Here is a 26,835-nt window from a genome sequence, read left to right as displayed (position 1 = left end):
GCTTGGAAACGAAGAGTCAAAAAGACGGAGGTAGCAAAGATGGCAAAAGAAGTTAGAGTTCGTTATGCACCAAGTCCAACTGGACATTTACATATTGGAAATGCAAGAACAGCATTATTTAATTATTTATTCGCTAAAAATCAAGGTGGAAAATTTATTATACGTATTGAAGATACGGATAAGAAACGTAATATTGCTGGCGGGGAAGAAAGTCAATTAAAGTACTTAAAATGGCTAGGAATTGATTGGGATGAAAGTATTGATGTTGGTGGAGAATATGGCCCATATCGCCAATCAGAGAGAAATGATATTTACAAGAAATATTATGATGAGCTTCTAGACAAAGGTTTAGCTTATAAATGTTATTGTACGGAAGAAGAGCTGGAAAAAGAACGCGAAGAACAAATGGCAAGAGGTGAAACACCTCAGTATTCAGGTAAGCATGCTAACTTAACAAAAGAAGAACAAAACGAATTAGAATCACAAGGGCTTCAAGCAAGCATTCGTTTTCGAGTACCTGCTAACAAAGAGTACCGTTTTACCGATATGGTAAAAGGAGATATTTCCTTTGAGTCAGAAGGAATGGGTGACTTTGTTATTGTGAAAAAGGATGGAACGCCTACTTATAATTTTGCAGTAGCTGTTGATGATCACTTAATGGGGATTTCACATGTACTTAGAGGGGAAGACCACATTTCTAATACACCGAAGCAATTGATGATTTATGAAGCGCTTGGCTGGGATATTCCTGTATTTGGTCATATGACATTAATCGTAAATGAAAACCGCAAAAAATTAAGTAAACGTGATGAATCAATTATTCAATTTATTGAGCAATATGAAGAACTTGGTTATTTACCAGAAGCGTTATTTAACTTTATTTCATTACTTGGTTGGTCACCGGTTGGAGAAGAAGAGGTATTTACAAAGAATCAATTAATTGAAATCTTTGATGCGAATCGTCTTTCTAAATCTCCAGCTGTCTTTGATACACATAAATTAGCTTGGATGAATAATCAATATATTAAGCAACTAGATCTTGAGAAATTAATTCCACTTTGCTTGCCTCATTTAATTAAAGCGGGTAAAGTCTCAGAAAACATGAACGAGGAAGAACAGGAAAGAACTCATCAATTAATTGCGCTTTATCAAGAGCAATTAAACTATGGAGCAGAAATTGTTGATTTAACAGAGCTTTTCTTTAAAGAAGAGATTTCTTATGAAGAAGAAGCAAAGGATGTTCTTGCAGGAGAGCAAGTTCCTGAAGTATTATCAGCATTTGTGAGTGAAATCAATCAAAGCGATGATTTTTCAGCTGATACAGTGAAAGCAATGATAAAGGCTGTCCAGAAAGCAACGGGACAAAAAGGGAAAAATTTATTTATGCCAATTCGTGTTGCAATAACAGGTCAAACACATGGACCGGACTTACCAAAGTCTATTGCGGTATTAGGAAAACCTACCGTTCTAGCGAGATTGCAAAATTTAATTAGTTGAGTTTTTTTCACAATTCGCTTTTAAATCAAAAAACGATCTTTTTTCTTTCACCTGACTCATTGAAGGCACTGTTAAAATGAATTTCATACTTTTTAGGTAACAAATTGTACATTATGAAGAGGATTCAGTTAACATTTGCATAAAAATGTAATATAGTATGGTTAAACTATATTTAAAGCGTTGATAAGGAGAGTAGAGTTTTATTTCCTTTTTAGAGAGAACCCTCATCGGCTGGAAGGGGTTTAAGTGAAGTAATTCTTGAAGTGCACCTTAGAGTCCTTTGCTAAACGTCATGTAGACTAGTAAGTAAAGGCGTACCCTCTACGTTACAGAGCTAAAGTTGAGGTTAGAGTGATCGTTGTACTCTTTCCTAAACAGAGTGGAACCGCGCATTCAAGCGTCTCTGTCATGTTGCAGAGGCGCTTTTTTATATTCTCAGAAAAAATCTAATAAAGTTAATGATTGGAGGGGAAATTTATGTTGAAAATGATGAAAGAAGACGTAGATGTTGTGTTTGAGCAAGATCCCGCCGCAAGAAATTATTTTGAAGTTATTTTAACATATTCAGGATTACATGCAATATGGAGTCATCGTATTGCCCATGCTTTTTACAAAAAGAAGCTCTTTTTCTTAGCGAGAGCTATCTCGCAGATAAGCAGGTTTTTTACAGGAGTTGAAATACATCCTGCTGCAAGAATTGGACGCCGTTTCTTTATTGACCATGGAATGGGCGTTGTTATCGGGGAGACTTGTGAAATTGGAGATAATGTGACGGTCTTCCAGGGAGTAACACTTGGTGGAACGGGAAAAGAAAAGGGGAAAAGGCATCCGACCATTAATGACAATGCACTAATTGCTACTGGAGCAAAAGTATTAGGTTCTATTACAGTAGGTGCTTATTCAAAGGTAGGAGCAGGATCTGTTGTGCTAAAAGATGTCCCAGATCATTCTACTGTAGTTGGAATACCTGGAAGAGTCGTTATCCAAAACGGAAAAAGAGTCGGTCAGGACTTGAACCATTCTGATTTACCAGATCCAGTTGCAGATCGTTTTAAGGAATTAGAAGCGGAGTTAAAACACTTAAGAGAAGAAGTACAACAACTAAAGAAAGGAAAGAGTGACTATGACAATAAAGTTGTACAATACGCTAACGAGACAAAAAGAAACGTTTGAGCCCCTTGAACCAGGAAAGGTAAAAATGTATGTTTGTGGTCCAACCGTTTATAATTATATTCATATAGGAAATGCTAGGCCCGCAATTGTTTATGATACGGTAAGAAGATATTTAGAGTATAGCGGGTATGAGGTGAACTATATCTCAAACTTCACAGATGTGGATGATAAATTAATTAAAGCGGCTAATGAACTGGGTGAAGATGTTCCTACCATTGCAGATCGTTTTATTGATGCATATTTTGAAGATGTGACAGCACTTGGCTGCAAACGTGCGACCACACATCCACGTGTAACAGAAAACATTGATATTATTATTGATTTTATCCAAGCTTTAATTGATAAAGGCTTTGCTTATGAAGCAGGCGGCGATGTTTATTATAAGACAAGAGAATTTAAAGAGTATGGAAAGCTTTCACATCAATCGGTTGAGGAGCTTCGCTTAGGAAACAGAATTGAAGTAGGGGATAAAAAGCAGGATGCTCTAGACTTTGTTCTTTGGAAATCAGCAAAAGAAGGGGAAATTTCCTGGGAAAGTCCGTGGGGACATGGTCGACCTGGCTGGCATATTGAATGCTCTGCTATGGCAAAAAAATATTTAGGTGACACAATTGATATTCATGCTGGTGGTCAGGATCTAACTTTCCCTCATCATGAAAATGAGATTGCTCAATCTGAAGCAGTTACAGGTAAGCAGTTTGCGAAGTATTGGCTTCACAATGGATATATAAATATTAATAATGAAAAGATGTCAAAGTCTTTAGGGAACTTTGTTTTAGTTCACGATATTATTAAGGAAATAGATCCACAAATTGTTCGTTTCTTTATGTTGTCTGTACACTATAGACATCCAATCAATTTCTCTCAAGAGTTATTAGAGAGTACAAAGAATGCATTTGAACGTTTAACAACATCATATGGAAATCTAAAGCATCGTAAAAACAGCAGTACGAATTTAACAGATAATGATGAAGAATGGCTAACCAAAATTAAAAGCTATCAACAGCAATTTAAACAAGAAATGGATGATGACTTTAATACAGCCAATGCAATTTCTGTTCTATTTGATCTATCAAAACAAGCAAATTACTATTTACAGGAACAGAATACATCAACTGAAGTTATTCAAGCTTTCTTAGATCAATTTGATCAATTAGGCAAAGTATTAGGTGTAACGTTTGAATCAACGGATCTTTTGGATGAAGAAATTGAAGAATTAATTCAACAACGTATTCAAGCAAGAAAAGATCGTAATTTTGCTTTATCTGATGAAATCCGTGATAAATTAAAAGATCTAAATATCATCTTGGAGGATACACCACAAGGTACGAGATGGAAACGCGGTTGATTACAGTACACATAATTGGGGAATAAAGATAAAAAGAAATATTGTTATGATTATAGGCAGGGCTCTATGCTTTAAAAATTTATTTTAGCTCTGCCTTCAATAGGAAAAGAGGAACACAATGTTTTTAGAATTACCAACAATAAAAGATTCCAAGCTCTTAAATAGCTTGGCTTTGGCTTATATTGGCGATGCTGTTTATGAGATTTATGTAAGGCATTATCTTTTAGCTAAAGGTAATATTCGTCCGAATCAGCTTCATAACCAAGCAAAAAGATTTGTATCTGCTAAGGCACAAGCAAGTACATTACATCATTTCTTCTCACTTGAGTTTCTTACAGAAGAAGAGCAAGCAGTGTTAAGAAGGGGAAGAAATGCAAAATCAGGGACAATTCCTAAAAATACAGATGTACAAACATATCGCTATAGTACAGCGTTCGAAGCACTACTTGGACACCTTTACTTGGAAAAAGAGCACGAACGTCTTGAGGAACTAATTCAAAGATCATTTACATTTATTGATGGAAAGGAGGGGATGTCATGAGTGAAGATTTTATTATTGGACGTAATCCGGTCATTGAGGTATTAAAATCATCGAGAGATATCAATAAGATATGGGTAGCAGAAAACTCTCTAAAAGGACAAGCACAACAGATTACGAAGCTTGCTAAAGAAAGAGGAGTAACAATTAATTTTGTCCCCAAGAAAAAGATTGATCAAATGGTGGAAGGAAACCATCAAGGTGTCATTGCCCAGGTTGCTGCTTATGAATATGTACATGTAGACGATTTATTAAAAGTCGCTGAAGAACGAGATGAACCACCATTTTTATTATTGTTAGATGAAATTGAGGATCCACATAACCTCGGATCCATCATGAGGACAGCGGATGCAATAGGGGCACATGGTATTGTTATACCTAAGCGAAGAGCGGTTGGGTTAACAGCGACAGTAGCAAAGTCGTCCACTGGGGCGATTGAACATATCCCGGTTGCGAGGGTTACAAATATGGCGAGAACAATCGATGACTTAAAAGAAAAAGGGGTATGGATTGTAGGGACAGATGCGAAAGGAGCAGATGATTACCGCAATCTTGATGGTAAGATGTCACTTGCACTAATTATAGGTAGTGAAGGTAAAGGGATTGGACGTCTTATAAAAGAAAAATGTGATTTCTTAGTTAAGATGCCAATGGTTGGACATGTAACGTCCCTAAATGCATCTGTAGCAGCTAGTCTTTTAATGTATGAGGTATATAGAAAGCGATATCCTCTAGGGGAGTAGAGTGAAATGGATATCCTATTGGTTGATGGATATAACATTATCGGTGCGTGGCCGGAATTGCAAAACCTTAAGAAAAATGATTTAGCGGGAGCACGGGATCTATTAATCGAGAAAATGGCTGAATATCAGGCATATACAGGATACCGGGTAATTATTGTATTTGATGCTCATATGGTAAAGGGAATAGAGAAAAAACAGAAAAATTATCGTGTTGAAGTCATTTTCACAAGAGAAAATGAAACAGCGGATGAACGAATTGAAAAGCTTGCTATTTCATTAAGTAATATTAAAACTCAAGTTCATGTAGCTACATCAGATTTTACTGAGCAGTGGGCAATCTTTGGACAAGGTGCATTAAGAAAATCAGCAAGAGAGTTACTAAATGAAATGACGTCTATTGAAGGCAGGATTAAACAAAAGGTGAAGAAAATTGAAGATAAGCGACCTTCTTCAAAGATTGCGATCCCTGAAGATGTATTGGAAAAACTGGAAAAGTGGCGAAGAGGCGATCTGTAGTTGGTTTTAAAAATAAAATCTTATATCTTTGGCAACGAACGATATCCAGTACTTACACCAGACTCCGGAACAAATAATGTGTAAGTACAGCCAATGCTACTGAACGTTATATTTATGGTTGGTTGACGCTTACAAAACCAATACTGTATAATATTGTTATCTTGCGTGCGGTCGGGGGGATCGACTTGAATTCACCAATCAACAGGGGCAAAGTCAACAAAGAAGTATTAGAATTAATGGAAGATGAACAAGTAGTTGAACTTGTGCATTTTGGAGAAAGTGAAGCGCTTGATTATTTAATCACAAAATACCGAAATTTTGTCCGGGCGAAAGCAAGATCATATTTTCTAATCGGTGCTGATCGGGAAGATATTATCCAGGAGGGAATGATTGGTTTATACAAAGCCATTCGTGACTTCAAGGAGGACAAGCTCACTTCTTTTAAAGCATTTGCCGAGCTATGTATTACAAGGCAAATCATTACCGCAATAAAAACTGCAACTCGCCAAAAGCATATCCCGCTTAATTCCTATGTTTCTTTAGACAAGCCAATATATGATGAAGAGTCTGATCGAACACTTATGGACGTGATTACTGGTGCAAAAGTGATGGACCCTGAGGAACTCATTATCAATCAAGAAGAATTTGATGATATTGAAGTTAAGATGGGTGAGTTATTAAGTGACCTTGAACGAAAGGTTTTAGTTTTATATTTGGACGGCAGGTCATACCATGAGATTTCCGAAGAGTTAAATAGACATGTTAAATCAATTGATAATGCTCTGCAACGAGTGAAGAGAAAGCTAGAGCGCTATTTAGAACTAAGAGAGATTAGTCTATAATAATATACATGTAAGATACGAACGTTTGTTGACGAAAAAATTCTACTGTGATACAGTTTTAAAGAATAAAACGTAGCGGTAGGTGATGACATGCGTAAAAAGATTATCCTTGCATGCACATCGTGTGGAAGTCGAAATTATACAACGATGAAAAATAGTACAAGCACAAATGATCGGTTGGATGTTAATAAATTTTGTAAAGTATGTAATTCGCATACAAACCACCGTGAAACAAAATAGTACAGCACTTATATATTTCATATAATGAAGTTTCCTTATTATCCTGGAGGTAGCACAATGCAACGTTTAATTAGTTTTTTCCGAGATGTTACTCGTGAAATGAAAAAAGTCAGCTGGCCTAAAGGTAAAGAGCTAACAAAGTACACAATAACAGTTGTTTCAACAGTTACATTTGTGGCAGTGTTCTTTGCGGTTATTGACTTAGGTATTTCTTCTTTAATTCGTTTGTTTTTTGAATAACAAATGGAAAATCGTGCTATAATAGAAAATATTAAACTTTGTCTGCAAAACCCGTTAAACGGGTTTTTTCATTGTATAAAAAAGTAATAATTTAAGCAGATGTTATCGTTTGTTGATCAACCTATTGTGGGGAGGGAAGGACAAGTAGTCCTGAAACTATGGAAAAGAATTGGTATGTAGTACACACCTATTCAGGTTATGAAAATAAAGTTAAGGCAAACCTTGAAAAACGTGTAGAATCAATGGGAATGGAAGATAAGATCTTTCGCGTGGTTGTACCTGAAGAGGAAGAAACAGATATTAAGGATGGCAAGAAGAAAGTTGTTAAAAAGAAGGTTTTCCCAGGTTATGTTCTAGTTGAGATCGTCATGACTGATGACTCTTGGTATGTTGTGCGAAATACACCTGGAGTAACTGGGTTCGTAGGCTCTGCTGGTCATGGCTCTAAACCAACACCACTATTACCTGACGAAGTGAATTTTATTTTGAAACGCATGGGTATGGATGAGCGCCGTGTTGAGATTGATTTTGAAATAAAAGAAACTGTGAAAGTAACAGAAGGTCCTTTTGCTAATTTCACAGGTTCCATCGAAGAAATTGATCAAGACAAAAATAAGCTTAAAGTTCTTGTAAATATGTTCGGCCGTGAAACACCAGTAGAACTAGATTTTTCTCAAGTAACGAAATTATAATGTAAAAAAACTTGAAATCAATTTCGAAAAGTGGTAACATTTCATAGGTCAGTATGTCTCGAGACTTGAGATGTAATTTTGATCAGAAATTTCTATTTCTGAAAGTATAAGGGTAGGTAAACTCAGGCGAATGAGTTGCCCTAATTATGACCATTCGTAACTCGAGTGGCTAGATGAGTGGGAGGGTTATAAACCCCATTACCACATCACGGACTTAAGGAGGTGTGTCTCGTGGCTAAAAAAGTAATTAAAATTGTAAAATTGCAAATTCCTGCAGCTAAAGCTAATCCAGCTCCACCAGTTGGTCCTGCATTAGGTCAAGCTGGTGTTAATATCATGGGATTCTGTAAAGAGTTCAACGCTCGTACGGCTGAACAAGCTGGATTAATCATTCCAGTTGAAATCACAGTATTCGAGGATCGTTCATTTACATTTATTACGAAAACTCCTCCTGCTGCTGTATTGCTTAAGAAAGCAGCTGGAATTGAGTCTGGTTCTGGTGAACCAAACCGTAATAAAGTAGCGACTGTTAAGCGTGACAAGGTACGTGAAATCGCTGAAACAAAAATGCCTGATTTAAACGCAGCTAGTGTTGAATCAGCAATGCGTATGGTAGAAGGTACTGCACGTAGCATGGGTATCGTTATCGAAGACTAATTTTTATTAGTCGAGTTGTGTTAGGGGGGTTGCGAGTTTGCTTAAAAACAAGTTCGCAACCTTTATTCGTGGGAGGTTATTCCGCTAAAACCACTAAGGAGGAAACAAAAATGGCTAAAAAAGGTAAGAAGTTTTTAGAAGCTGCTAAATTAGTAGATCGTTCAACTTTCTACTCTGCACAAGAAGCAGTAGAACTAGTTAAAAAGACTAGCATCGCAAAATTTGATGCAACTGTAGAAGTTGCTTTCCGTTTAGGCGTAGATCCTAAGAAAGCTGACCAACAAATTCGTGGAGCAGTAGTACTTCCAAATGGTACTGGTAAAACTCAACGTGTATTAGTATTTGCTAAAGGTGAAAAAGCGAAAGAAGCTGAAGCAGCAGGTGCTGATTATGTTGGTGATGCAGACTATATCAACAAAATCCAACAAGGTTGGTTTGAGTTTGACGTAATCGTTGCAACTCCTGACATGATGGGTGAAGTTGGTAAATTAGGACGTGTATTAGGACCAAAAGGTTTAATGCCAAACCCTAAAACTGGAACAGTTACATTTGATGTAACAAAAGCTGTTAATGAAATCAAAGCTGGTAAAGTTGAATACCGTCTTGATAAAGCAGGTATCATCCATGTTCCTATCGGAAAAGTATCTTTCGAAGATAGCAAACTTGTAGAGAACTTTACAACAGTTTATGAAACTTTATTAAAAGCTAAGCCTTCTGCAGCGAAAGGTACTTATATGAAGAGCGTAAGTGCTACTTCTACTATGGGACCTGGTGTGAAAGTAGATTCTTCAAGTTTCGCTGTAAAATAATAACTATTGACTTCGTATAGAAGTTTATATATAATTATCAATGTTGTTTAAAACAAATATCGCTATACCGTAGACAGTAGGTGCTTTCATAAGCTTAAATATCCTGCCGAGGTGTATTTACGAATAAAGCATAATTTTGCTTATTGTATGTACAAAACCTCCATGTCTTGTGGAGGTTTTTTAATGACCATCACCGAACGGTACTAGTGTTACATGAATCTAACAGGAGGTGTAACAATGAGCGCAATTATCGAACAAAAGAAACAGATCGTAGAAGAAATTTCTACTAAGTTCCGTGAAAGTAAATCTACTATCGTTGTTGATTACCGCGGATTAACTGTAAGTGAAGTAACTGAATTACGTAAGCAATTACGTGATGCAGGAATTGACTTCAAAGTTTACAAAAACACAATGACTCGTCGTGCTGTTGAGCAAGCTGAGCTTTCTGGTCTTAACGATGTATTAACAGGACCTAACGCAATTGCATTCAGTAATGATGATGTTGTAGCTCCAGCTAAAATTTTAAATGACTTCGCTAAAAAGCATGAAGCTCTTGAAATCAAAGCTGGTGTAATCGAAGGTAATGTTGCTAGTGTTGAAGAAGTTAAAGCTCTTGCTGAACTTCCATCACGCGAAGGTTTACTTTCTATGTTGCTTAGCGTACTTCAAGCTCCTATCCGTAACTTTGCTCTTGCTACTAAAGCAGTTGCAGAACAAAAAGAAGAACAAGGTGCTTAATCAGTACAATCTAGTATGTCTTTACTAATAAAATATTAACAGGAAAAACAAGGAGGAAATTATAATGACTCAAGAACAAATCATTGAAGCAGTTAAAAATATGACTGTTTTAGAATTAAACGTCTTAGTTAAAGCAATCGAAGAAGAGTTTGGTGTAACTGCTGCAGCTCCTGTAGCTGTTGCTGCTGCTGGTGGCGAAGCTGCTGCAGAGCAAACTGAATTTGACGTAGTACTTGCAAGTGCTGGCGGACAAAAAATCAAAGTTATCAAAGTTGTACGTGAAGCTACTGGCTTAGGCTTAAAAGAAGCTAAAGAATTAGTAGACAACGCTCCAAAACCACTTAAAGAAGGCGTTTCTAAAGAAGAAGCTGAAGAATTAAAAGCTAAACTTGAAGAAGTTGGAGCTTCTGTAGAAGTTAAGTAATAAATGTACTATATAAAAAAGCTCGCCGGTTAAAGGCGGGCTTTTTTGTACTTTAGGATAATTGAAGTACTAATGGATCTATGCTCATGTTGTAGTAGATGATTTTTTATCATTAAATTTGATTTAATACGTATAAAATGCAAGGTTGATGTAAAACCTATTCTTCTGTAAGAGGAGGAACTTTTATGAGTAATCATTATTATTCTGAGAAGCCAACTGTTGAAAGTGAGCGTAAAACATGGACATTTCAATTAAAGGATTTTCTTTTTACATTTCAAAGTGACCGTGGAGTGTTTTCAAAAAATGAAGTAGATTTTGGTTCACGTCTTTTAATAGAAACGTTTTTACCACCGGATGTAAGTGGTGATTATCTAGATGTTGGTTGTGGATATGGTCCTATTGGGTTGTCTCTTGCAAAGAGTTTTAACAGACAAGTAGACATGATCGATATTAATGAACGGGCAATAGAGTTAGCAAAAGATAATGCTGCTCTTAATAAAGTGGAGAATGTAAATATATTTCAAAGTAATCAATTTGAAAACATTAGTGAAGATCGGAAATATGCCGCTGTTTTAACAAATCCACCAATTCGAGCAGGGAAGCAAGTTGTTCACTCTATTTTTGAAAAAAGTTTCGAACATCTTGAGCATGAGGGTGAGTTGTGGATTGTTATACAAAAAAAACAGGGAGCACCGTCAGCGATGGATAAACTAAATGAAATGTTTAATGAAGTGGAAGTTGTGGAAAAGAAAAAAGGCTATTATATCATAAAAGCAAAAAAGAGTTGACTCCATTTTTTTGTTGTGTTAGTATTATAAAATGCCAATATATAATTTCCATAACTATCTAATTTTTAAGGTAAAAGATGTATAGAAATTAGTTTTATGGGAATACTATTAAAATCAAAAGTACGTTTTAAAAATGTGGTTTTCTTACTAGAAACCCTTTTTATTTTTTGTTTTTTCCTTGCGTCAGTACTTGCATTTTCCTATGTTTTATTGCAGATTTTTTATTGGTAGTATGTAAAGATATTGTTTTTAAAGAGAATGATCATATGTGAGTTCTCTTATTCGTCTGTCTAAAAAAGGTATACATAATAGTACGACGCAAGATCCTATTACGCTTGATTTGAGGGGTGAATGAGTTGACAGGTCAACTAGTTCAGTATGGACGACACCGCCAACGTAGAAGTTATGCACGCATTAGTGAAGTGTTAGAATTACCAAATCTTATTGAGATTCAAACCTCTTCCTATCAGTGGTTTCTTGATGAGGGCTTAAGAGAAATGTTTCAAGATATTTCTCCAATTGAGGATTTCACTGGTAACCTCTCGCTAGAGTTTATTGATTATAGCTTGGGGGATCCTAAGTACCCTGTTGAGGAATCAAAAGAACGCGATGTTACCTATTCGGCGCCATTACGTGTTAAGGTTCGTTTAATTAACAAGGAAACTGGTGAAGTAAAAGATCAGGATGTCTTTATGGGAGATTTTCCTCTCATGACAGAGACAGGTACATTTGTTGTCAACGGAGCAGAGCGTGTTATCGTTTCTCAGCTAGTCCGTTCACCAAGTGTATATTACAGTGCAAAGGTCGACAAAAATGGTAAAAAAGGCTTTACTGCGACTGTTATTCCAAACCGTGGGGCTTGGTTAGAATACGAAACTGACGCCAAAGATGTTGTATATGTGCGTATAGATCGTACTCGTAAATTACCGGTAACGGTTCTCTTACGTGCTCTTGGGTTTGGCTCTGATCAAGAAATCATCGATTTATTAGGTGAAAATGAGTACTTACGTAACACTCTTGATAAAGATAATACGGAAAGTACAGAGAAAGCTTTGCTTGAAATTTACGAGCGACTTCGTCCAGGTGAGCCACCAACTGTTGAAAATGCAAAGAGTTTATTAGACTCTAGATTTTTTGATCCAAAACGCTATGATTTAGCGAATGTTGGTCGCTATAAAATTAATAAAAAGCTTCATATTAAAAATCGTCTTTTTAATCAAAGACTAGCAGAAACTTTAGTAGATCCTGAAACAGGAGAAATCATTGCAGAAAAAGGTACAATGATTGATAGAAGAACGTTAGACCGAATTATACCAAATCTTGAAAGTGGTGTTGGATTTAAAAAAGAACATCCTTCAGGCGGTGTTACTGAGGATGAAGTAACGATTCAATCTATCAAGATATATGCACCTAATGATCCGGAAGGCGAAAAGGTTATTAATGTATTAGGTAACGCTTATGTAGAAGAAGCTGTAAAAAATATTACAGTTGCAGATATTTTATCTTCTATTAGTTACTTCTTTAACCTTCTACATGGTGTTGGTGACACAGATGATATCGATCACCTTGGAAACCGTAGATTACGTTCAGTAGGGGAATTACTGCAAAACCAGTTTAGAATTGGTTTATCAAGAATGGAACGTGTTGTTCGCGAGAGAATGTCTATTCAAGATACGAATACAATTACTCCACAACAACTTATTAATATTCGTCCTGTAATTGCTTCTATTAAAGAGTTCTTCGGTAGCTCCCAGTTATCTCAATTTATGGATCAAACAAATCCACTAGGTGAGTTAACGCATAAACGTCGTTTATCCGCATTAGGACCGGGTGGTTTAACTCGTGAACGTGCTGGCTTCGAGGTTCGTGACGTTCACTATTCTCACTATGGTCGTATGTGTCCAATTGAAACTCCAGAGGGTCCAAATATCGGATTGATTAACTCACTATCTTCTTATGCGAAAGTGAATCGTTTCGGCTTCATTGAAACACCATATCGCCGAGTTGATCCTGAAACTGGTAAAGTAACAGCTAGAATTGACTATTTAACTGCTGATGAAGAGGATAACTATGTAGTTGCCCAAGCAAATGCTAGGTTAGCAGAAGATGGGTCATTTATAGATAATGATATTGTTGCACGTTTCCGTGGTGAAAACACAGTTGTTAATAGAGATCGTATTGACTACATGGATGTATCTCCTAAACAGGTTGTATCTGCTGCAACAGCATGTATTCCGTTCTTGGAGAATGATGACTCAAACCGTGCATTAATGGGTGCGAACATGCAACGTCAAGCTGTACCATTAATGAATCCGGAATCACCTATAGTTGGAACAGGTATGGAGTATGTTTCTGGTAAAGATTCAGGGGCAGCTGTTATCTGTAAACACCCAGGTGTTGTTGAGCGTGTTGAAGCGAAAAATGTTTGGGTACGTCGATATGAAGAAGTTGACGGTCAAAAGGTTAAAGGAAATCTTGATAAATATAGTATGTTAAAGTTTATCCGTTCAAACCAAGGTACTTGCTATAATCAACGTCCAATCGTAAGTGAAGGCGATGAAGTAGTAAAAGGTGAAATCCTTGCTGACGGTCCTTCTATGGAAAAAGGTGAGCTTGCATTAGGTAGAAACGTAATGGTTGCCTTTATGACATGGGATGGTTATAACTATGAGGATGCTATTATCATGAGTGAAAGACTTGTTAAAGATGATGTGTATACATCTATTCATATTGAAGAATATGAATCTGAATCTCGTGATACAAAATTAGGACCTGAAGAAATTACACGTGATATCCCTAACGTTGGGGAAGATGCATTAAGAAACTTAGATGAGCGCGGAATTATCCGAGTTGGTGCAGAAGTAAAAGACGGAGATCTACTAGTTGGTAAAGTAACGCCTAAGGGTGTAACAGAGCTAACAGCAGAGGAAAGACTTTTACATGCAATCTTTGGTGAAAAAGCACGAGAAGTTCGTGATACATCATTACGTGTACCACATGGTGGAGAAGGAATTATTCTTGATGTTAAAGTGTTCAACCGTGAAGACGGTGATGAATTACCACCAGGTGTTAACCAATTAGTTCGTGTTTATATCGTTCAAAAACGTAAAATCTCTGAGGGAGATAAAATGGCTGGACGACATGGTAATAAAGGGGTTATCTCTCGTATCCTTCCGGAAGAAGATATGCCTTATTTACCAGACGGTACTCCTGTTGATATAATGTTAAACCCTCTAGGAGTTCCTTCACGTATGAATATCGGTCAGGTATTAGAGCTGCACTTAGGTATGGCTGCTCGAAAACTTGGTATTCATGTTGCATCTCCAGTATTTGATGGTGCGCGTGAGGAAGACGTATGGTCAACATTAGAAGAAGCAGGCATGGCTCGTGATGCTAAAACTGTTTTATATGATGGACGTACGGGTGAACCATTTGATAACCGTGTATCAGTAGGGATTATGTATATGATTAAACTTGCTCACATGGTTGATGATAAACTTCATGCCCGTTCAACTGGACCATACTCATTAGTTACTCAACAGCCATTAGGTGGTAAAGCTCAATTCGGTGGTCAAAGATTCGGTGAGATGGAGGTATGGGCACTTGAAGCATATGGTGCTGCTTATACACTTCAAGAGATTCTTACTGTTAAATCTGATGATGTCGTTGGTCGTGTGAAAACATATGAAGCCATTGTTAAAGGCGAAAATGTACCTGAACCTGGTGTTCCTGAATCATTTAAAGTATTGATTAAAGAACTTCAAAGTTTAGGTATGGATGTAAAAATGCTATCAAGTGACGAGCAAGAAATCGAGATGAGAGATCTTGATGATGAAGATGATTCTCAACAAGCTGAAGGTCTTGCTGTTAATGATCAACCAGAACAAGAGCCTGAAGTTGTTGAATTAGAAAAAGATACAGTAGCGAAAGAATAATACAAGTTTAAGTTTTCTAAGGAGTTCATATACGGGGAGGTTTAACCTCTCCGTTTATTGAACCTTATAAAAGTAGTCTGAATTTGCTTTACATAGCAGTTTAATTTTCTACTAAAAAGAACTTTAAATTTGACTCAAATACAGCCATATAAATTGGGTAGAACCTGAAGACGAAAAGGGAGGTAGGCCCCTTGATAGATGTAAATAATTTTGAATATATGAGCATCGGCTTAGCTTCACCTGACAAGATCCGCTCTTGGTCCTTTGGTGAGGTTAAGAAACCAGAAACAATCAATTACCGTACATTAAAACCAGAAAAAGATGGTCTGTTTTGCGAACGTATTTTCGGACCAACAAAAGACTGGGAATGTCATTGTGGTAAATACAAAAGAGTTCGCTATAAAGGTGTAGTTTGTGATCGTTGTGGAGTTGAAGTAACTCGTGCAAAAGTACGCCGTGAAAGAATGGGACATATTGAATTAGCTGCTCCTGTTTCACATATTTGGTATTTCAAAGGAATTCCAAGTCGTATGGGGCTTGTTCTAGATATGTCACCACGTGCTTTAGAGGAAGTTATTTATTTTGCTTCTTATGTAACAACTGAAACTGGAGATACTCCTCTTGAGAAAAAACAATTACTTTCTGAAAAAGAATACCGAGCTTACCGTGAAAAGTACGGTAATACCTTCCAAGCATCTATGGGTGCAGAAGCTATTAAAAAGCTATTATCAGATATTGATCTAGATAAAGAAGTGGATTCTTTAAAAGAAGAATTGAAAACTGCTCAAGGGCAGCGTCGTACACGTGCAATTAAACGTCTAGAAGTACTTGAAGCATTCCGTAACTCAGGAAATGATCCATCTTGGATGATCCTTGATGTTCTTCCTGTTATTCCGCCTGAATTACGTCCAATGGTACAGCTTGATGGTGGACGTTTTGCTACTTCTGATTTAAATGATTTATATAGACGTGTTATTAACCGTAACAATCGTCTTAAGCGTTTATTAGATCTTGGAGCACCAAGCATTATCGTTCAGAATGAGAAACGTATGCTTCAAGAAGCAGTTGATGCTCTTATTGATAATGGACGTCGTGGACGCCCTGTTACAGGACCAGGTAATCGTCCGTTAAAATCACTTTCACATATGTTAAAAGGTAAACAAGGTCGTTTCCGCCAAAACTTATTAGGTAAGCGTGTTGACTACTCTGGTCGTTCTGTTATCGTTGTAGGTCCAAACCTTAAGATGTATCAATGTGGTTTACCAAAAGAGATGGCACTAGAACTGTTTAAACCATTTGTTATGAAAGAGTTAGTTGAAAAAGGATTAGCTCATAACATTAAGAGTGCAAAACGTAAAATTGAGAGAGTGCAGCCGGAAGTATGGGATGTTTTAGAATCAGTCATTAAAGAACATCCAGTATTACTTAACCGTGCACCAACTCTTCATAGATTAGGAATTCAAGCCTTCGAACCTACTTTAGTAGAAGGTCGTGCAATTCGTCTTCACCCACTGGTATGTACTGCTTATAATGCGGACTTTGATGGTGACCAGATGGCCGTTCACGTACCATTATCAGCTGAGGCACAAGCTGAAGCACGTATTTTAATGCTAGCAGCTCAAAATATCCTTAATCCTAAGGATGGTAAGCCAGTTGTTACTCCTTCTCAGGATATGGTATTAGGTAACTATTACTTAACATTAGAGCGTGCTGGTGCAATTGGTGAAGGTATGATCTTTAAAGATACTAATGAAGCACTACTTGCTTATCAAAACGGATATGTACATTTACATACACGTGTTGCGGTTCAAGCATCTTCATTAAAAAATCAAACATTTACAGAAGAGCAAAACAAAATGTTGCTTGTTACTTCTGTTGGTAAGTTAATCTTCAATGAAATCTTACCTGAATCATTCCCTTACATGAATGAACCAACGAAAGAAAACATTGAAGAAAAAACACCTGATAAATACTTTGTAGCTCCAACGGTTGATGTGAAAGAGCATGTTGCAGCTTTAGAAGAAATCCCGCCATTTAAGAAGGGTATTCTAGGGAAAGTCATTGCAGAAATCTTCAAAAGATTCCATATTACTGAAACATCTAAAATGCTTGACCGCATGAAGAATCTAGGTTTCAGTTACTCTACAAAAGCTGGTATTACGGTTGGTGTATCTGACATCATCGTATTAAAAGAAAAACAAGAAATTATCGGTGAAGCACAAGCTAAGGTAGATAACGTATTAAAACAGTTCAGAAGAGGTTTAATTACTGAAGATGAGCGTTATGAACGTGTTATCTCTATCTGGAGTGCTGCAAAAGATAATATTCAAGGGAAGTTAATGGCGTCCCTAGATAAGCGCAATCCAATCTTCATGATGAGTGACTCTGGTGCCCGTGGTAACGCATCTAACTTTACTCAGCTTGCTGGTATGCGTGGATTAATGGCCAACCCGGCTGGACGTATCATTGAATTACCAATCAAATCAAGTTTCCGTGAAGGTTTAACTGTATTAGAGTACTTCATCTCTACACACGGTGCACGTAAAGGTCTTGCGGATACTGCCTTGAAAACAGCTGACTCAGGTTACTTAACTCGTCGTCTTGTTGACGTTGCCCAAGATGTTATCATCCGTGATGATGATTGTGGTACAGATCGAGGCATTCTGGCTGAGGCAATTAGAGAAGGTACGGAAATTATTGAAAAATTAGATGAACGTCTAATCGGTAGATATTGCCGTAAAGTTGTAAAACACCCTGAAACAGATGAGGTAATTGTTGAGGAAAATGAATTAATTACTGAGGATATTGCAGTAGAAATTATGGAAGCTGGAATTGATAAAGTATGGATTCGCTCTGCATTTACTTGTAACACTAGACATGGTGTATGTAAAAAATGTTACGGACGTAACCTTGCTACAGGAAGTGAAGTAGAAGTTGGTGAAGCAGTTGGTATTATTGCTGCTCAATCAATCGGTGAGCCTGGTACACAATTAACAATGCGTACATTCCATACAGGTGGGGTTGCCGGAGACGATATCACACAAGGTTTACCTCGTATCCAAGAGTTGTTTGAAGCAAGGAATCCTAAAGGTCAAGCGATCATTTCTGAAATTAATGGTGTTGTAGCTGAGATCAATGAAGTACGTGATAAACAGCAAGAAATAGTGATTCAAGGTGACGTAGAATCCCGTTCTTATACAGCTCCATATAATGCAAGACTTAAAGTTACTCAAGGTGATAAAATTGAGAGTGGTCAAGTCTTGACAGAAGGTTCAATAGATCCTAAGGAATTACTAAAAGTAAAAGATCTTCAAGCTGTTCAACAATATTTATTACGTGAAGTTCAAAAAGTTTACCGTATGCAAGGGGTAGAAATTGGAGATAAGCACGTAGAGGTTATGGTAAGACAAATGTTACGCAAAGTCCGTGTCATGGATGCTGGTGATACAGATGTACTACCAGGTACACTCCTTGATGTTCATCAGTTCACTGATGCTAACAAACAAGTGTTGTTAGATGGTAAACGCCCTGCAACTGGACGTCCAGTATTGCTTGGTATTACAAAAGCATCTCTTGAAACTGACTCCTTCTTATCTGCCGCATCATTCCAAGAAACAACTAGAGTTCTTACTGATGCAGCGATTAAAGGAAAACGTGATGAATTACTAGGACTTAAAGAAAATGTAATTATTGGTAAACTTGTTCCTGCTGGTACTGGTATGACAAGATATCGTCAAACTGAACCAATTGCTAAAGTCGAGCAAGTTGAAGAAGTAGTATCAGTAGATTAATGATTATAACTCCATCATTGGGGGGGTAATCCCCCAATGATTTTTAATGGAATTTATTAAATATAATCCTTAAAAGCAGTAAAGAAATGGATGAATAAAGTTTTTTTTGATGATTGTTGACATCCGTCTCGCGCAATGTTACTATATTCAAGGTGTTCCAATCTTAAACCTGTTGCTTTGGAGGATATAAGCTTATGTCTTATGATAAAGTATCACAGGCAAATGAAATCATTGTTGGTACTAAGCAATCAGTCAAAGCTCTTATGAATAATGAAGTTAAAGAGATCATTATAGCAGAAGATGCTGATTATAGAATTATCCAAAAGGTTATTCAAACAGCAGAAACTCAAAAAGTCCCTTTAACAACAGTTTCATCTATGAAAAAGCTTGGAAAAGCTTGTGGAATAGAAGTGGGAGCTGCAGCTGTAGCTATAATCCGGTAAAATAGATGTTTTTGCAGATTAATAATTGCAGAAACTTTGTTTTTGCCTAAATATGAACCACCTGGATGTGTGGTATTAAAAAGTGAAGGGAGGAAAACGAAAATGCCTACTATTAATCAATTAGTGCGTAAAGGTCGCGTAAGCAAAGTAGAGAAATCTAAATCACCTGCATTAAACAAAGGTTACAACAGCTTCAAAAAAGAGCAAACTAACGTATCTTCACCTCAAAAACGTGGTGTATGTACTCGTGTAGGTACGATGACGCCGAAGAAACCTAACTCAGCGCTTCGTAAATATGCTCGTGTTCGTTTAACAAACGGAATTGAAGTAACAGCATACATTCCTGGTATTGGCCACAACTTACAAGAGCACAGTGTTGTTCTTATCCGTGGTGGACGTGTAAAAGATTTACCGGGGGTACGTTATCACATTGTTCGTGGTGCGTTAGATACTGCTGGTGTTGATGGACGTATGCAAGGCCGTTCTAAATACGGTACAAAACGTCCAAAAGCTGCTAAAAAATAATGTTATAAGACATTAAGAATATAAAACTTAGATGAAGGGAGGACATAACATGCCACGTAAAGGTCCTGTAGCAAAAAGAGATGTGTTACCAGATCCAATTTACAATTCAAAGCTTGTTACACGTTTAGTAAACAGAATTATGATCGACGGGAAAAGAGGTAAAGCACAATCTGTACTTTACAATGCTTTCGATTTAATTAAAGAACGTTCAGGTAATGATGCAATGGAAGTGTTTGAACAAGCACTTAAAAACATCATGCCAGTTCTTGAAGTTAAAGCTCGTCGTGTTGGTGGTGCTAACTACCAAGTACCTGTAGAAGTACGTCCAGATCGTCGTACAACTTTAGGTTTACGTTGGTTAGTAAACTACGCACGTCTTCGTGGAGAAAAAACGATGGAAGAGCGTTTAGCTAACGAAATTCTAGATGCTGCTAACAACACTGGTGCAGCAGTTAAGAAACGTGAAGATACTCATAAGATGGCTGAAGCAAATAAAGCATTTGCTCACTATCGTTGGTAATCAATACAATTTAATCAAACTAAATTTCCTATAAGGAAGGAGAAATTACCCAATGGCAAGAGAGTTCTCCTTAAAGAATACTCGTAATATCGGAATCATGGCTCATATTGATGCTGGTAAAACAACGACAACTGAGCGTGTTCTTTATTACACTGGACGTATCCACAAAATCGGTGAAACTCATGAAGGTGCATCTCAGATGGACTGGATGGAGCAAGAACAAGAACGTGGAATCACGATTACTTCTGCGGCGACAACTGCGTCGTGGAAAGGTCATCGTGTAAACATCATCGATACACCAGGACACGTAGACTTCACTGTTGAAGTTGAACGTTCTTTACGTGTACTTGATGGTGCGGTAGCAGTTCTTGATGCTCAATCAGGTGTTGAACCACAAACTGAAACAGTATGGCGTCAAGCAACAACATATGGCGTACCACGTGTTGTGTTCGTTAATAAAATGGACAAAATTGGTGCTGACTTCTTATACTCTGTTTCAACTCTACATGATCGTCTTCAAGCGAATGCTCACCCAATTCAATTACCAATTGGTGCTGAGGATCAATTTGAAGGTATTATCGACCTTGTAGAAATGAAGGCTACATTCTATGGTAATGATTTAGGAACTGATATCGTTGATAAAGAAATTCCTGAGGAATACCAAGAACAAGCTGAAGAATACCGTGAAAAGTTAGTTGAAGCAGTTGCAGAACTTGATGAAGACTTAATGGAGAGATACCTTGGTGGAGAAGAAATCTCTAACGATGAGCTAAAAGCAGCAATTCGTAAAGGTACTTTAAATGTAGAATTCTACCCAGTAATCTGTGGATCTGCATTCAAAAACAAAGGTGTTCAAAAAATGTTAGACGCAGTTATCGACTATCTTCCAGCTCCAATTGATGTAGCTGCAATTAAAGGTATCATTCCTGATACTGAAGAAGAAGTAACTCGCGAATCTAGCGATGAAGGCCCATTCGCTGCATTAGCTTTCAAAGTAATGACAGATCCTTACGTTGGGAAACTTACATTCTTCCGTGTTTACTCTGGTACTCTAAGTTCTGGATCTTATATCCAAAACTCTACTAAAGGTAAACGTGAGCGTGTAGGTCGTATCCTTCAAATGCACGCAAACAGCCGTGAGGAAATCTCTGAGGTTTACTCTGGTGATATTGCTGCAGCTGTAGGTTTAAAAGATACAACAACTGGTGACACTTTATGTGACGAGAAAAACCTTGTTATCTTAGAGTCTATGCAATTCCCTGAGCCAGTTATTCAACTTTCTGTTGAACCAAAATCTAAAGCAGACCAAGATAAAATGACTACTGCTTTACAAAAACTTCAAGAAGAAGATCCAACATTCCGTGCTCATACTGACCCAGAAACTGGTCAAACAATCATTGCGGGTATGGGTGAACTTCACCTAGATATCCTGGTTGATCGTATGAAACGTGAATTCAAAGTAGAAGCTAATGTTGGTGCACCTCAGGTTGCTTATCGTGAAACTTTCCGTCAAGGAGCAAAAGTTGAAGGGAAATTTGCACGTCAATCTGGTGGTCGTGGTCAATTCGGACACGTTTGGATCGAGTTCGAACCAAACGAAGAAGGTAAAGGCTTCGAATTTGAAAACAAAATCGTTGGTGGGGTAGTTCCACGTGAATACGTTCCTGCAGTTCAAGCTGGTCTTGAAGATGCAATGCAGAACGGTGTTCTTGCTGGTTTCCCATTAGTTGATGTAAAAGCTGCTTTAGTAGATGGATCTTACCATGACGTTGACTCAAGTGAGATGGCGTTCAAGATCGCAGCATCTTTAGCACTTAAAAATGCTGTATCAAAATGTAGCCCAGTAATCCTAGAGCCAGTTATGAAGGTAGAAGTTGTAATTCCAGAAGAATACATGGGAGATATCATGGGAGGAGTTACTTCTCGCCGTGGACGTGTAGAAGGTATGGAAGCTCGTGGTAATGCTCAAGTAGTACGTGCTATGGTTCCACTATCTGAAATGTTTGGTTATGCAACTTCATTACGTTCTAACACTCAAGGACGTGGTGTATTCACAATGCACTTTGATCACTATGAAGAAGTTCCAAAATCAATTTCTGAAGAAATTATCAAAAAAAATAAAGGTGAGTAATTGATTTTACCCCCTTTTATGAAGTATAACTACTTATGTGAGAACAGAAAGTGATGTTTCACTTTCTGTTACATATATCCCAAAAAAAATAGAACTCTAAGGAGGATTTTTAGAATGGCTAAAGAAAAATTCGACCGTTCCAAAACGCATGCTAATATCGGTACAATCGGACACGTTGACCATGGTAAAACAACTTTAACAGCTGCAATCACTACTGTACTTGCTAAGCGCAGTGGTAAAGGTGCAGCGATGGCATATGATATGATCGATGCTGCTCCTGAAGAGCGTGAGCGTGGAATCACTATCTCAACTGCACACGTTGAGTATGAAACTGAAACTCGTCACTATGCACACGTTGACTGCCCAGGACATGCTGACTATGTTAAAAACATGATCACTGGTGCTGCTCAAATGGACGGTGGGATCCTAGTAGTATCTGCTGCTGACGGCCCAATGCCACAAACTCGTGAGCACATCTTATTATCTCGTCAAGTAGGTGTACCTTACCTTGTTGTATTCTTAAACAAATGTGACATGGTTGATGACGAAGAGTTATTAGAACTAGTTGAAATGGAAGTTCGTGACTTACTTTCTGAGTACGATTTCCCAGGTGACGATGTACCTGTAATCAAAGGTTCTGCTCTTAAAGCACTTGAAGGTGAAGCTGAGTGGGAAGAAAAAATCGTTGAACTTATGAACGCTGTTGATGAGTACATCCCAACTCCAGAACGTGACACTGACAAGCCATTCATGATGCCAGTAGAGGACGTATTCTCTATCACTGGTCGTGGAACAGTTGCTACAGGTCGTGTTGAGCGTGGACAAGTTAAAGTTGGTGACGTAATCGACATCATCGGTTTAACTGAAGAGCCAAAATCAACTACTGTAACAGGTGTTGAAATGTTCCGTAAGCTTCTTGATTATGCTGAAGCTGGTGACAACATCGGTGCACTTCTTCGTGGGGTTGCTCGTGATGATGTTCAACGTGGTCAAGTACTTGCTAAACCAGGTACAATCACTCCACACACTAACTTCAAAGCAGAAGTTTATGTATTATCAAAAGAAGAAGGTGGACGTCACACTCCATTCTTCACTAACTACCGTCCTCAGTTCTACTTCCGTACAACTGACGTAACTGGTATCTGCCAACTTCCTGAAGGTATCGAAATGGTTATGCCTGGGGATAACGTTGAAATGACAGTTGAGCTTATTGCTCCAATCGCGATTGAAGAAGGAACTAAATTCTCAATCCGTGAAGGTGGACGTACAGTAGGCGCTGGCGTTGTAGCTTCTATCCAATCTTAATTTGTAATAGATAAAAGGCGAGCATATAATGCTCGTCTTTTTTTGTATATAAATTTAAACACTAATGTGAATGGAGTTTATAAATTCGATGAAACTCCAAATGATGGCTAATTGTAGAAAAATAACTTTCTTAAAGAGAATGATGAACAAAGGAGGTGAAAATGAAGAGAGAATTGGTCTTCATAAGGAGAATGAAGAACAAAGGAGGTGAAGATGAAGAAAGAGATGGTCTTCATAAAGGGAATGAAGACCAAAGGTGATAATAATGAAGAGAGAAATGCTCTTCATAAGATGGATGAAGAGCAAACATATTGTTAATGAAGAAAGAGATGATCCTTATTACCAATATGAAGCAAGAACGAGGTTATATTTATATGAGAATTGAACTCATAAGAGCACTCACTTCTCTATAAAAATAACACCAAGACAATCAAGCTGCTCAAATCCTATAAAAATATGATAAGATACTTCTCTTGACACCCAGTTCATCAATTTCGATTGCCATAAATAAACCACAATCATAAATCTCGTATTATACCTTTTCAGTAATAAGCACGAGTACCTACAAAAAATGCATACATCTAATATTCCTTGGTACTTCGATAAATGAATTAATTCTATTTCTACTATATAAATAAGTTTTCTCTTAAGTCGTATCTGATTATTGAGACATAAATTAGACTGAATAATGATCATCTTAATAAGATCTTTCTTTTAAAAAAGATTATTTCACTTACATTTCTAATACATGAATAATAAACCAACAATGATATCCTTGATATCTTTATACATTCTATGTATAATATGAAAAGTGCTCAAGAAACTAGGTATTTTAAATAGTTCTTGCATCTAACATAAGTTTTATGTATAATAGACAATGTTGGTCTTTGACTGCGATGAAGCAGGAGGTTGCCGATACACACGGCCGCTTTGCCATGGCGTGTGTAGGGAAAATTCTTGCGGAGAAAATGTCTATTTTAAAAGTAGGCGAAAAGGAGGGAAAATAATGGCAAAACAAAAGATTCGTATCCGTTTAAAAGCTTATGATCACAGAATTCTTGATCAATCTGCAGAGAAAATTGTGGAAACTGCAAAACGTTCTGGTGCAAATGTTTCTGGTCCAATTCCGTTACCAACAGAAAGATCAGTATACACAATCCTACGTGCAGTTCATAAATACAAAGATTCTCGTGAGCAATTCGAAATGCGTACGCATAAGCGTTTAATTGATATCATCAGCCCAACACCACAAACAGTTGATGCTTTAATGCGTCTTGACTTACCGTCAGGTGTTGATATTGAAATCAAATTATAATTTTTTAAAATAAATGATTGATAATTTATAGGAGGTGTGACTCATGACCAAAGGAATCTTAGGAAGAAAAGTCGGTATGACGCAAGTATTTGCTGAAAACGGTGATTTAATTCCGGTAACTGTTATCGAAGCTACTCCAAACGTGGTTCTTCAAAAGAAATCTGTTGATACTGATGGATACAACGCGGTTCAATTAGGATTTGAAGATAAACGTGAAAAGCTTTCTAACAAACCAGAAAAAGGACACGTTGCAAAAGCTAATACTGCACCTAAGCGCTTCGTTAAAGAACTTCGTGAAGCTAGCTTAGAGCAAATCGAAGTAGGTCAAGAAGTCAAAGTTGATATTTTCACAGCAGGTGAAATCGTAGATGTAACAGGAGTTTCTAAAGGGAAAGGTTTCCAAGGCTCTATTAAACGCCACGGACAATCTCGTGGACCAATGTCCCACGGTTCTCGTTACCATCGTCGTCCAGGTTCAATGGGACCTGTAGCACCTAACCGTGTATTCAAAAACAAACTATTACCAGGTCGTATGGGTGGAGAGCGTATTACTGTTCAAAACTTAGAGATCGTTAGAGTAGATGCAGAACGCAATCTATTATTAATCAAAGGTAATGTACCAGGACCTAAAAAAGCACTTATCACTGTGAAAAGCGCAGTTAAATCTAAATAATTTCTTTAAGAAAGGAGGAATTGGGTAATGCCTAAAGTAGCATTATTAAACCAAACTGGATCAAACGTTGGAGAAATCGAACTTAATGATTCTGTATTTGGTATCGAACCTAATCAGCATGTATTATTTGAAGCGGTTATCATGCAAAGAGCTTCCTTACGTCAAGGATCTCACAAAGTAAAAAATCGTTCTGAAGTAGCAGGCGGAGGACGCAAACCTTGGCGTCAAAAGGGTACTGGACGTGCTCGTCAAGGATCTATTCGCTCTCCACAATGGCGCGGTGGTGGTATTGTATTTGGACCAACTCCACGTTCATATGCTTATAAATTACCTAAAAAAGTTCGCCGTTTAGCAATCAAATCAGCTTTATCATCAAAAGTAGTTGACAACGATATCGTTGTTTTAGAGGATTTAGCACTTAACGCACCAAAAACAAAAGAAATGGCTTCTGTTCTTAAAGGTCTTTCTGTTGAAAGAAAAGCGTTAATTGTAACAGCTGACAACAATGAAAACATTGCATTATCAGCTCGTAACATCCCTGGAGTAACAGTTGTTACTGCGAGTGGTGTAAATGTACTTGATGTACTTAACCACGATAAGCTTATTATGACGAAAGCTGCGGTGCAAAAAGTAGAGGAGGTACTTGCATAATGAAAGATCCTCGTGATATTATTAAGCGCCCCGTAATCACTGAACGTTCAACAGATCTTATGACTGAGAAAAAATATACGTTTGAAGTAGATGTTAAGGCTAATAAAACTGAAGTTAAAGATGCGATCGAATCAATCTTTGGCGTAAAAGTTGAAAAAGTAAACATCATGAACTACAAAGGTAAATTAAAGCGTGTTGGTCGTTACAGCGGTTTAACTAACCGTCGTCGTAAAGCGATCATCAAGCTTACTGCAGATAGCAAAGAAATCGAATTATTCGAAGTATAATTTCAATAGAAAAG

Annotated in this window: 26 protein-coding genes and 2 other annotated features; all 26 genes read left to right on the top strand. The window is 37.4% G+C overall.

Annotation, left to right across the window (positions count from 1 at the left end):
* Window positions 1-39: 39 nt before the first annotated feature.
* Window positions 40-1,497, top strand: coding sequence for a glutamate--tRNA ligase (gene gltX / locus COD11_RS18375; protein WP_098798345.1), 1,458 nt, complete (start codon window positions 40-42; stop codon window positions 1,495-1,497).
* 171 nt (window positions 1,498-1,668) lie between these two features.
* Window positions 1,669-1,905, top strand: a binding site (T-box leader).
* A 69-nt stretch (window positions 1,906-1,974) separates the two neighbouring features.
* Window positions 1,975-2,670 (top strand): serine O-acetyltransferase, encoded by a 696-nt coding sequence (gene cysE, locus COD11_RS18370; RefSeq protein ID WP_098798344.1) that lies wholly within the window; start codon window positions 1,975-1,977, stop codon window positions 2,668-2,670.
* Window positions 2,621-4,018 carry a cysteine--tRNA ligase gene (cysS, locus tag COD11_RS18365; protein WP_098798343.1) on the top strand — a complete coding sequence of 466 codons (1,398 nt, stop codon included), beginning with the start codon at window positions 2,621-2,623 and terminating at the stop codon, window positions 4,016-4,018. The genes cysE and cysS overlap by 50 nt, the downstream gene beginning before the upstream one ends.
* 118 nt (window positions 4,019-4,136) lie before the next feature.
* A complete protein-coding gene (locus COD11_RS18360; protein ID WP_098798342.1) occupies window positions 4,137-4,559 on the top strand; it encodes a Mini-ribonuclease 3 in 423 nt (140 codons plus the stop codon).
* Entirely contained in the window at window positions 4,556-5,299 is a 744-nt protein-coding gene (rlmB, locus tag COD11_RS18355) for a 23S rRNA (guanosine(2251)-2'-O)-methyltransferase RlmB (RefSeq protein WP_098798341.1), read from the top strand. The genes COD11_RS18360 and rlmB overlap by 4 nt, the downstream gene beginning before the upstream one ends.
* A 6-nt stretch (window positions 5,300-5,305) precedes the next feature.
* Window positions 5,306-5,815, top strand: coding sequence for an NYN domain-containing protein (locus COD11_RS18350; protein ID WP_098798340.1), 510 nt, complete (start codon window positions 5,306-5,308; stop codon window positions 5,813-5,815).
* Between the two features lie 185 nt (window positions 5,816-6,000).
* A complete protein-coding gene (gene sigH / locus COD11_RS18345; RefSeq protein WP_098798339.1) occupies window positions 6,001-6,657 on the top strand; it encodes an RNA polymerase sporulation sigma factor SigH in 657 nt (218 codons plus the stop codon).
* Window positions 6,658-6,747: 90 nt separating this feature from the next.
* The gene (gene rpmG, locus COD11_RS18340) at window positions 6,748-6,897 is read left to right on the top strand and encodes a 50S ribosomal protein L33 (protein ID WP_098798338.1); all 150 of its coding nucleotides are present in this window, start codon (window positions 6,748-6,750) and stop codon (window positions 6,895-6,897) included.
* A gap of 57 nt (window positions 6,898-6,954) precedes the next feature.
* The gene (gene secE / locus COD11_RS18335; RefSeq protein ID WP_026561205.1) at window positions 6,955-7,137 is read left to right on the top strand and encodes a preprotein translocase subunit SecE; all 183 of its coding nucleotides are present in this window, start codon (window positions 6,955-6,957) and stop codon (window positions 7,135-7,137) included.
* Window positions 7,138-7,295: 158 nt separating this feature from the next.
* Window positions 7,296-7,829: a transcription termination/antitermination protein NusG gene (gene nusG, locus COD11_RS18330; protein WP_098798337.1), complete on the top strand. Its 534-nt coding sequence runs from the start codon at window positions 7,296-7,298 to the stop codon at window positions 7,827-7,829.
* A gap of 231 nt (window positions 7,830-8,060) precedes the next feature.
* A complete protein-coding gene (gene rplK / locus COD11_RS18325) occupies window positions 8,061-8,486 on the top strand; it encodes a 50S ribosomal protein L11 (protein WP_141549707.1) in 426 nt (141 codons plus the stop codon).
* 110 nt (window positions 8,487-8,596) lie between these two features.
* Window positions 8,597-9,295 carry a 50S ribosomal protein L1 gene (gene rplA / locus COD11_RS18320; protein ID WP_098798335.1) on the top strand — a complete coding sequence of 233 codons (699 nt, stop codon included), beginning with the start codon at window positions 8,597-8,599 and terminating at the stop codon, window positions 9,293-9,295.
* A 49-nt stretch (window positions 9,296-9,344) separates the two neighbouring features.
* Window positions 9,345-9,486 (top strand) — a sequence feature (ribosomal protein L10 leader region).
* 46 nt (window positions 9,487-9,532) lie between these two features.
* Window positions 9,533-10,033, top strand: coding sequence for a 50S ribosomal protein L10 (gene rplJ, locus COD11_RS18315; RefSeq protein WP_098798334.1), 501 nt, complete (start codon window positions 9,533-9,535; stop codon window positions 10,031-10,033).
* Between the two features lie 64 nt (window positions 10,034-10,097).
* A complete protein-coding gene (gene rplL / locus COD11_RS18310; protein WP_098798333.1) occupies window positions 10,098-10,457 on the top strand; it encodes a 50S ribosomal protein L7/L12 in 360 nt (119 codons plus the stop codon).
* A gap of 185 nt (window positions 10,458-10,642) precedes the next feature.
* Window positions 10,643-11,245, top strand: a complete 603-nt coding sequence (locus tag COD11_RS18305) for a class I SAM-dependent methyltransferase (RefSeq protein ID WP_098798332.1) — start codon at window positions 10,643-10,645, stop codon at window positions 11,243-11,245.
* A 356-nt stretch (window positions 11,246-11,601) separates the two neighbouring features.
* Window positions 11,602-15,180, top strand: coding sequence for a DNA-directed RNA polymerase subunit beta (gene rpoB / locus COD11_RS18300; RefSeq protein ID WP_098798331.1), 3,579 nt, complete (start codon window positions 11,602-11,604; stop codon window positions 15,178-15,180).
* A 191-nt stretch (window positions 15,181-15,371) separates the two neighbouring features.
* Window positions 15,372-18,971, top strand: a complete 3,600-nt coding sequence (rpoC, locus tag COD11_RS18295; RefSeq protein ID WP_098798330.1) for a DNA-directed RNA polymerase subunit beta' — start codon at window positions 15,372-15,374, stop codon at window positions 18,969-18,971.
* A gap of 194 nt (window positions 18,972-19,165) precedes the next feature.
* On the top strand, window positions 19,166-19,414 hold the full coding sequence (locus tag COD11_RS18290; protein WP_098798329.1) for a 50S ribosomal protein L7ae-like protein: 249 nt from the start codon (window positions 19,166-19,168) through the stop codon (window positions 19,412-19,414).
* A 102-nt stretch (window positions 19,415-19,516) separates the two neighbouring features.
* Window positions 19,517-19,939 (top strand): 30S ribosomal protein S12, encoded by a 423-nt coding sequence (gene rpsL, locus COD11_RS18285; RefSeq protein ID WP_066330432.1) that lies wholly within the window; start codon window positions 19,517-19,519, stop codon window positions 19,937-19,939.
* Between the two features lie 49 nt (window positions 19,940-19,988).
* Entirely contained in the window at window positions 19,989-20,459 is a 471-nt protein-coding gene (gene rpsG, locus COD11_RS18280) for a 30S ribosomal protein S7 (RefSeq protein ID WP_098798328.1), read from the top strand.
* Between the two features lie 52 nt (window positions 20,460-20,511).
* Entirely contained in the window at window positions 20,512-22,590 is a 2,079-nt protein-coding gene (gene fusA, locus COD11_RS18275) for an elongation factor G (RefSeq protein ID WP_098798327.1), read from the top strand.
* Window positions 22,591-22,704: 114 nt separating this feature from the next.
* On the top strand, window positions 22,705-23,895 hold the full coding sequence (tuf, locus tag COD11_RS18270; protein WP_098798326.1) for an elongation factor Tu: 1,191 nt from the start codon (window positions 22,705-22,707) through the stop codon (window positions 23,893-23,895).
* Window positions 23,896-24,901: 1,006 nt separating this feature from the next.
* Window positions 24,902-25,210 (top strand): 30S ribosomal protein S10, encoded by a 309-nt coding sequence (gene rpsJ, locus COD11_RS18265; protein WP_026561219.1) that lies wholly within the window; start codon window positions 24,902-24,904, stop codon window positions 25,208-25,210.
* Window positions 25,211-25,253: 43 nt separating this feature from the next.
* On the top strand, window positions 25,254-25,883 hold the full coding sequence (gene rplC, locus COD11_RS18260) for a 50S ribosomal protein L3 (RefSeq protein ID WP_098798325.1): 630 nt from the start codon (window positions 25,254-25,256) through the stop codon (window positions 25,881-25,883).
* Window positions 25,884-25,910: 27 nt separating this feature from the next.
* Window positions 25,911-26,534 carry a 50S ribosomal protein L4 gene (gene rplD, locus COD11_RS18255; RefSeq protein ID WP_098798324.1) on the top strand — a complete coding sequence of 208 codons (624 nt, stop codon included), beginning with the start codon at window positions 25,911-25,913 and terminating at the stop codon, window positions 26,532-26,534.
* Window positions 26,534-26,821, top strand: a complete 288-nt coding sequence (gene rplW / locus COD11_RS18250) for a 50S ribosomal protein L23 (protein WP_098798323.1) — start codon at window positions 26,534-26,536, stop codon at window positions 26,819-26,821. The genes rplD and rplW overlap by 1 nt, the downstream gene beginning before the upstream one ends.
* The last annotated feature ends 14 nt before the right edge of the window (window positions 26,822-26,835 follow it).

Origin of the sequence: Bacillus sp. AFS040349, from assembly GCF_002577655.1 — a bacterium.
Classification (GTDB): domain Bacteria; phylum Bacillota; class Bacilli; order Bacillales; family Bacillaceae; genus Metabacillus.
This window is presented reverse-complemented; position numbering and strand designations above follow the sequence as displayed.

Coding starts and splice junctions, on each gene's coding strand:
- COD11_RS18305 (WP_098798332.1), top strand. CDS start 10,643: ATGAGTAATCATTATTATTCTGAGAAGCCAACTGTTGAAAGTGAGCGT.
- rplC (WP_098798325.1), top strand. CDS start 25,254: ATGACCAAAGGAATCTTAGGAAGAAAAGTCGGTATGACGCAAGTATTT.
- rplJ (WP_098798334.1), top strand. CDS start 9,533: ATGAGCGCAATTATCGAACAAAAGAAACAGATCGTAGAAGAAATTTCT.
- cysS (WP_098798343.1), top strand. CDS start 2,621: ATGACAATAAAGTTGTACAATACGCTAACGAGACAAAAAGAAACGTTT.
- tuf (WP_098798326.1), top strand. CDS start 22,705: ATGGCTAAAGAAAAATTCGACCGTTCCAAAACGCATGCTAATATCGGT.
- rplW (WP_098798323.1), top strand. CDS start 26,534: ATGAAAGATCCTCGTGATATTATTAAGCGCCCCGTAATCACTGAACGT.
- gltX (WP_098798345.1), top strand. CDS start 40: ATGGCAAAAGAAGTTAGAGTTCGTTATGCACCAAGTCCAACTGGACAT.
- rpsL (WP_066330432.1), top strand. CDS start 19,517: ATGCCTACTATTAATCAATTAGTGCGTAAAGGTCGCGTAAGCAAAGTA.
- rpmG (WP_098798338.1), top strand. CDS start 6,748: ATGCGTAAAAAGATTATCCTTGCATGCACATCGTGTGGAAGTCGAAAT.
- rpsJ (WP_026561219.1), top strand. CDS start 24,902: ATGGCAAAACAAAAGATTCGTATCCGTTTAAAAGCTTATGATCACAGA.
- cysE (WP_098798344.1), top strand. CDS start 1,975: ATGTTGAAAATGATGAAAGAAGACGTAGATGTTGTGTTTGAGCAAGAT.
- fusA (WP_098798327.1), top strand. CDS start 20,512: ATGGCAAGAGAGTTCTCCTTAAAGAATACTCGTAATATCGGAATCATG.
- rplL (WP_098798333.1), top strand. CDS start 10,098: ATGACTCAAGAACAAATCATTGAAGCAGTTAAAAATATGACTGTTTTA.
- secE (WP_026561205.1), top strand. CDS start 6,955: ATGCAACGTTTAATTAGTTTTTTCCGAGATGTTACTCGTGAAATGAAA.
- nusG (WP_098798337.1), top strand. CDS start 7,296: ATGGAAAAGAATTGGTATGTAGTACACACCTATTCAGGTTATGAAAAT.
- rplD (WP_098798324.1), top strand. CDS start 25,911: ATGCCTAAAGTAGCATTATTAAACCAAACTGGATCAAACGTTGGAGAA.
- COD11_RS18290 (WP_098798329.1), top strand. CDS start 19,166: ATGTCTTATGATAAAGTATCACAGGCAAATGAAATCATTGTTGGTACT.
- rlmB (WP_098798341.1), top strand. CDS start 4,556: ATGAGTGAAGATTTTATTATTGGACGTAATCCGGTCATTGAGGTATTA.
- COD11_RS18360 (WP_098798342.1), top strand. CDS start 4,137: ATGTTTTTAGAATTACCAACAATAAAAGATTCCAAGCTCTTAAATAGC.
- COD11_RS18350 (WP_098798340.1), top strand. CDS start 5,306: ATGGATATCCTATTGGTTGATGGATATAACATTATCGGTGCGTGGCCG.
- rpsG (WP_098798328.1), top strand. CDS start 19,989: ATGCCACGTAAAGGTCCTGTAGCAAAAAGAGATGTGTTACCAGATCCA.
- rplA (WP_098798335.1), top strand. CDS start 8,597: ATGGCTAAAAAAGGTAAGAAGTTTTTAGAAGCTGCTAAATTAGTAGAT.